Below are 6264 nucleotides of genomic sequence, written 5' to 3'. Positions count from 1 at the left end.
CCTCCGGCGAGGCCGCCCCGGAGGCGTCCGACGACGCCTCGGCGACGGCGCCCAAGGGCGGCTCGACCGTGCAGCTCCGCGTCCGGGATGTGGACAGCCGGACGACGATGCTGCGGCTGCCGGTGGACAACCGGACCACCGCGCTGCGGCTGCCCGAGGAGCTGGTGAAGGCCGCCGGCAAGGGGAGTTCCGAAGGTGGGGACGGGGAGAAGGAGTCCTCGTCGGAGACCGCGGAGGTGACGGAGCCCGCCGGGCGTCCGGTCGCCGCCGACCCGCGTCTCGCCATGCGGACAGGTGCCGCGGTGGCGGGGAAGGCCGGGGGGAAGGCGGCCGAGCCGTCGGGGGAGACCGGCTCCGAGGGCGGCTCCGAGCCTGCCGTCGCACCGGTGGAGAAGGCGGTGGAGAAGCTCGACAAGCCGGCCGACGAGGCGGCCGACACGGCCGACGAAGCCGCCACGGCGGAGCCGGCCGAGCGGACCGGCCCGGTCGAGAAGACCGAGAAGACGGAGAAGGTAGGAAAGGCCGAGGAGGCCCCGGAGAAGACCGGCGACACCGGCGACAGCGGTGACACCGGTGACGACGAGGCCGCTCCCGCCATCGGCTCCGTGACCCTCGCGCTGACCAAGCCCGGTCAGGCCGGCCAGCCCGGTCAGGCGGGTCAGCCGGGTCAGCGGCCGGGTCAGGCCGAGAAGTTGGAGAAGCCCGCGCCGCTGCGCGCCTCCGCGGTCGCCGCCGTCCCCGGGACCGGCACCGTGCCGGAGCCGAAGCCCGAGCCGAAGCCCGAGCCCAAGCCGCTTCCCGAGCCCGAGCCGACCCCCGGTCCGGCGCCGCTGCCGAAGCCGACCCCCGAGCCCGCTCCCGCACCGGCCCCGAAGCCGCTGCCGGAGCCCGACCCGCGGCCGGTGCCGCCGGTCCCGCCGCTGCCCAGGCCCGAGCCGCTGCCCGCCCCGGAGCCGCTGCCGTCGCCGGAGAACACCGCCGAGGCGATGGAGGTCCTGGCCTCCCTCAACGCCCGCCCGGTCTCGCCGCTGCGGCGCGCGCTCAAGCGGGTGACCATCTGGACGGTCTTCCTCGCCGTGGTGCTCGGCGCGCTCGCGGTGGCCCAGCTGCTGCGCCCGCTGCCGGACCCCAAGCTGAAGATGACCGCCGCGGGCAGCTACAGCTTCTCCGGCGACGCGCTCGACCTCGCCTGGCCGGCCAAGGGCCAGTCCGCCGCCGAGGTGGTCGGCGTCGGCAGCCTCGGCAGCTCGGGCCAGGAGACGCCGTCCTCGATCGCCAGCGTCACCAAGGTGATGAACGCCTACCTGATCCTCCAGAAGTTCCCCCTGAAGAAGGGGGAGAGCGGTCCGAAGATCACCGTCGACAAGCAGGCCGCGCAGGAGTCCGGCAACGTCGACGAGTCCCGGGTGACGCTCACCGAGGGCCAGGTCATCACCGAGTACCAGGCGCTGGAACTGCTGATGCTGCCCTCGGCCAACAACGTGGCCCGGCTGCTCGCCCGCTTCCACTCCGGCTCCGAGGACGCGTTCGTCAAGCTGATGAACGACACCGCGACCAAGTTCGGCATGACCAACACCATCTACGCCGACCCGGCGGGTTTCAGCGCGGACACCAAGTCCACTGCCAAGGACCAGCTGAAGCTGGCCGAGCAGGTCATGCAGGACGAGATCTTCCGGCAGATCGTCTCCACCCCGGAGACCAACTTCAACAACGTGAAGATCTCCAACACCAACAACCTGATCAACCCGAAGACCGGCGTCATCGGCGTCAAGACCGGCTCCAGCACCCCGGCCGGCGGCTGCCTGATGTGGGCCGCCTACAAGGAGATCGGCGGCGTGCAGCGGCTGATCCTCGGCGTCACGCTGGGCCAGCAGGCCACCTCGCCCAACCCGGGCGACGGCATCCTGCCGACCGTGCTGAAGGTCAGCGGCAAGCAGATCCAGGCCGCGCAGAACGGCGTGACCGGTCAGACCGTGGTGAAGAAGGGCGACGTCGTCGGCTCGGTGGACGACGGGATCGGCGGCAAGGTCGCGGTCGTCGCGACCAAGGACCTGGTGGTGGCGGGCTTCCCCGGCATCTCCGGCACGGTCACCCTGGACGCGTCGAAGATCGGCCACCGCGCGCTGGCCGGTACGGAGGTCGGCACGCTGCGGGTGGGCGCGGGCGAGGACAAGGCGGAGGTCCCGGTGGCCCTCCAGTCCGACCTGAACCCGCCCTCCATCCAGTCCCGGCTGCTGCGCACGCTGTGAGGCGCTGAGCGGCTGAGGCACTGAGGCACTGAGCCGCTGAGGCGCTGAGGCGCTGAACGCGGGAAGGAAGAAGGGGAGCCGGTCCACACCGGCTCCCCTTCTTCCTTTTCTTCCCTGCTCCTCCGCTTCCCCGCTCCGCCCCCTACACGCCCCTACACGTCCCGGTCGAGCAGCGCGAGGGTGAGGCCGCCGAGCGGCGTCACGCGGTCCGGGTCGCCGTACTGGGCGCGGAGCACCTGCGCCTGGTCGGTCGGCATCGCGCCCAGCGGGTCCTCGGTGTCGCCGAGGACCAGCAGCCATATCCGGGACACCCCGCCCAGGCAGTCCGCCGGCTGCGGGCAGGGCGTCGGGGAGAGGTCCTCGGCGTCGTCGGCGCTCCGCGCGACGAAGACCGGGAAGGGGACGACGTCCCGGGGCAGGTAGTAGCTGACGCCAGGCCAGGCCATCGCCCAGGACTGGTCGCCCAGCGGGGCCGCCATCCCGTCCCCGGTGCGGTAGCCGGCCGCTATCTCCCGGGCCGCCGCCTTGAACGGCTCCTCCGAGCCGTTGTGCGCGTCCACGTACCGGATCTCGGGCTGCTTCGGCAGCGCGACCACGGCCGGCGCCGCGAGCAGCCCGACCGTCAGCAGCCCGGCCACCGCGACGGCCCCCCGGGGCGCCCGGCCGCGCCGTCGGGCCAGGGCCGCCACCGCGCCGTACACCGCCCCGGCGCCGCCGCCGGCCAGCACCGCCCAGGCGGGCACCGTGAACAGCAGGTACCGCCCGAGGAAGTACGAGGTGTCGGTCAGCCGGGACACCAGCCAGACGCCCACCACCGGCAGCTCCGCGAGCAGGAGCGCCTGCCAGGCCTGGATCCGCCGGCCGGGCAGTGCCAGGGCCAGCAGCGCCAGCGGGACGAAGGCGTAGAAGACGAGGTCCGAGCCGAACAGGCGCTCGCCGAAGTAGGCGAGGCCGCGCAGGGAGGGCGTCGGTATCCAGCCCAGCTGCCGGTCCGACTGCCGGCTGCCCAGCAGCACCACCGGCAGCACCGGCAGCGCCGCCACGGCGACCGCCAGCGGGTACTGCCACAGCAGCCGCCGGTCCGCCGCCGGACGGGTGCGCCACAGGTGCAGGGCCAGGAGCCCCAGCTGCCCGGCGACCGTGCTGAAGGAGACCAGGTGCCCGGCGCCGGCCAGCGCCATGGCCACGCAGTACGGCGCCCAGCGCCGCCAGGTCGGCCGCTCCAGGGCCCGCAGCAGGAAGTACGAGGCCGCCGCGATCGCGCAGGTCACCAGCGCGTAGGAGCGCGCCTCCTGGGCGTACCGGGAGATCTCCGGGGGCACCGCGAGCAGCAGCCCGGCGCCGACCGCCGCCACCTTGCTGCCGAACAGCCGCCGGGCGGTGAGCGCCACCAGCGCCGCTGCCCCGGCCATCGCCAGCACGGAGGGTATTCGCAGGGAGAGCGTCGAGTCGCCGAACACCGCCGTCCAGCCGTGCATCAGCAGGTAGTACGCGCCGTTGCTGGCGTCCACGTGCTGGAGCAGTCGCAGCAGGTCGCCCAGCGAGCGGGTGGACACCGTCCAGGTCGCCATCTCGTCCCGCCACAGGTCCGGCGTCCCCAGCCGGTACCCGCCCACCGCCAGCATGACCACCGCGGGCCACACCCACACCTGCCCCAACAGCCGGCCCACCGGGCGCACAGCAGGTCTCATCGAGTCCTTCGTCTCCTTCACGCGACGCGCCGGGGCGGATCCCGCCCTGCCCGGCAGGCTACTTGACCCGCCCTGACACCCCGTCGGCCACCCGCACCCCCTCCGCCGCCGCGCGGCACCTCCCGCGGATCCCGCCGGGTCCGCGCCGCAGCGGCCCGATCCGGCAAGATCCACAGGACGCACCCCGAGCCCCACCCCCGATCCGGTACGCTGTGAACGGCCTGGCAGCACCCGGGCCGCGCCTCAGTAGCTCAGGGGATAGAGCACGGCTCTCCTAAAGCCGGTGTCGCAGGTTCGAATCCTGCCTGGGGCACAACGAACACGCAGGTCACAGGCCCTCCGCCCATCCCGGGCGGGGGGCCTGTGCCGCTTTCCGGGCCAGCTGGTCCGGGCCGGCCCGGCCGGTCGGTCCGGCCGGGCCGCCGTACCGGTCCGGTGCGGTCGTCCCGTCCGTTCTCCGCGGCGTTCACCGGCCGATGCCGGGAGGTGGCCGGATATTCCGCCGGGTCCGAACCTTTGTTCAGGTAGGCTCCGGTCCAGGCTTTTTTGAACTGGTTCAAGCACTGGGGGGCCGGTGTACCGTCACCGTTTCATGATCTCCACCGCCGTTGTCGCGGCAGTCGTGGGCTTCGTGCCCGCCGTGGCGCAGGCGGCGAGCCCGTCCGCCACTCCGGGCGGGGCCGCGACCGCCACCGCTCCGGCCGCCGGGGCCGGGGTCGGGGTCGGGGCCGCGAAGGAGGCGGCCGCGCAGCAGGAGGCGGCCGTCGAGGCCGCCGCCGAGCGGTCCGCGAAGGACGCCGCCGCCAAGGCCGAGGTCAGGGCCGAGGCCGAGACCGCGCCGAAGGCCGCGGCCGCCGAGCCGTACTTCAAGGTGTTCACGGGGGTGTCCACCTCCAACGCGCACAGCATGGGCATGGCGGCCGGAGTCTCCACCGACCTGAAGTACGTCGTCGTCAACTACACGGTCGACTGGGGCGACGGCACCCCCGCGGCCTCGGAGCACGGCCTGGGCACGGAGGACGTGTTCCTCAAGCACAAGTACGCCAAGGCCGGCGTCCACCGGATCACGGTCACGGCGACCGAGCCGGTGAGCAAGCTGACCGACACCACCACCTTCGAAGTGGTCCTGGACGGCTCCGAGTTCACCCCGTACACGCCGACCCGACTGCTGGACACCCGGGACGGCACCGGGGCCCCGGCCGCCGGTGCGGTCGCCGCGTTCGGCACCACCAAGGTGAAGGTGGCCGGCAACGGCGGCATCCCGGCCGGGGTGACGGCCGTCGCGCTGAACATCACCGCGACCAACGCCGTCGGCGACGGGCACGTGATCGCCTACGCCTCCGGCGCGAAGCAGCCGACCACCTCGAACGTGAACTTCACGGCGGGGAGGACGGTGCCGACGCTGGCGATCGTCCCGGTCGGCGCGGACGGGTACGTCGAACTGGCCAACCGCAGCGGCGGCACGGTGGACCTGATCGCCGACGTGACGGGCTACTTCGCCAAGACCGCGGCCAACGGGTACACCTCGATGAACCCGGCGCGGATCGCCGACACCCGCGAGGGCAAGGGCACCGCGCAGGGGCAGGCCGCCGGCCAGAGCACCTTCGAGGTGCAGGTCGCGGGCCAGGGCGGGCTGCCGGCCCAAGGCGTGGCGGCCGTGGCGCTCAACGTGACGGTGACGAACCCGCAGGGCTCGGGCCACCTGACGGTCTCCCCGAGCGGCGGGCAGCCGTCGGCCACGTCGAACCTGAACTTCGAGCCGGGGCAGACGGTCGCCAACGCGGTGATCGTGCCGGTCGGCCCCGACGGCAGGATCACCGTCCGCAACGGCTCCTGGTCCGGAACCGACGTGATCGTGGACGTCACCGGCTACTACAGCGCCGACGGCAAGGCCGCCTACATGCCGGAGGAGCCCACGCGGGTGCACGACGACCGGCCCTGGGGCCTGCCGCTCGCCGGCCAGGACTACTACCGGCACTACGTGCCGCAGCTCTTCGGTTCGTTCGACTCCGTCGTCATGAACGTGACGGTGACCAACACCCAGGGCGGCGGGCACCTCTCCGTCGCTCCGGACCCGAACCGGACGGACGACTACCTGTCCGGCAAGGCCGTCCGGCCGACGCCGCCGGACTCCTCGGTCCTGAACTGGGAGAAGGGCGCCACCGTGTCGAACCTCGTGCAGGCGAGCCTCAAGAACACCGACACGATCGACGTCTGGAACCGGAGTTGGTCGCCGACCAACCTGATCATCGACGTGTTCGGCCGGTACGAGACCAGCTGACGCCACGTCATACCCGGTGCGCCGGTCGTCCGCTCCCCGGGAG

The 6264-nt window shown here is 73.1% G+C and carries 3 protein-coding genes and 1 tRNA gene; 3 read left to right on the top strand and 1 reads right to left on the bottom strand.

What is annotated here, in order from left to right; all coding sequences use genetic code 11:
• A partial coding sequence (locus ACFU6K_RS28150; RefSeq protein WP_380667625.1) for a D-alanyl-D-alanine carboxypeptidase occupies nt 1-2249 on the top strand: 2249 nt, incomplete at its 5' end.
• A gap of 152 nt (nt 2250-2401) precedes the next feature.
• Here ACFU6K_RS28150 and ACFU6K_RS28145 read toward each other — a convergent pair.
• On the bottom strand, nt 2402-3940 hold the full coding sequence (locus tag ACFU6K_RS28145) for a glycosyltransferase family 39 protein (protein WP_380667623.1): 1539 nt from the start codon (nt 3938-3940) through the stop codon (nt 2402-2404).
• 240 nt (nt 3941-4180) lie between these two features.
• Between ACFU6K_RS28145 and ACFU6K_RS28140 the strand changes: the two genes are divergently transcribed.
• Both ACFU6K_RS28140 and ACFU6K_RS28135 read left to right on the top strand, forming a co-directional pair.
• Nucleotides 4181-4253, top strand: a tRNA-Arg gene (locus ACFU6K_RS28140).
• Between the two features lie 279 nt (nt 4254-4532).
• Nucleotides 4533-6221 carry a PKD domain-containing protein gene (locus ACFU6K_RS28135; protein WP_380667621.1) on the top strand — a complete coding sequence of 563 codons (1689 nt, stop codon included), beginning with the start codon at nt 4533-4535 and terminating at the stop codon, nt 6219-6221.
• Nucleotides 6222-6264: the final 43 nt, after the last annotated feature.

It is taken from the genome of Kitasatospora sp. NPDC057512 (assembly GCF_042802135.1).
GTDB lineage: Bacteria > Actinomycetota > Actinomycetes > Streptomycetales > Streptomycetaceae > Kitasatospora.
Note: the sequence above shows the minus strand (reverse complement) of the source record. Positions and strands in the feature narration are given on the sequence as shown.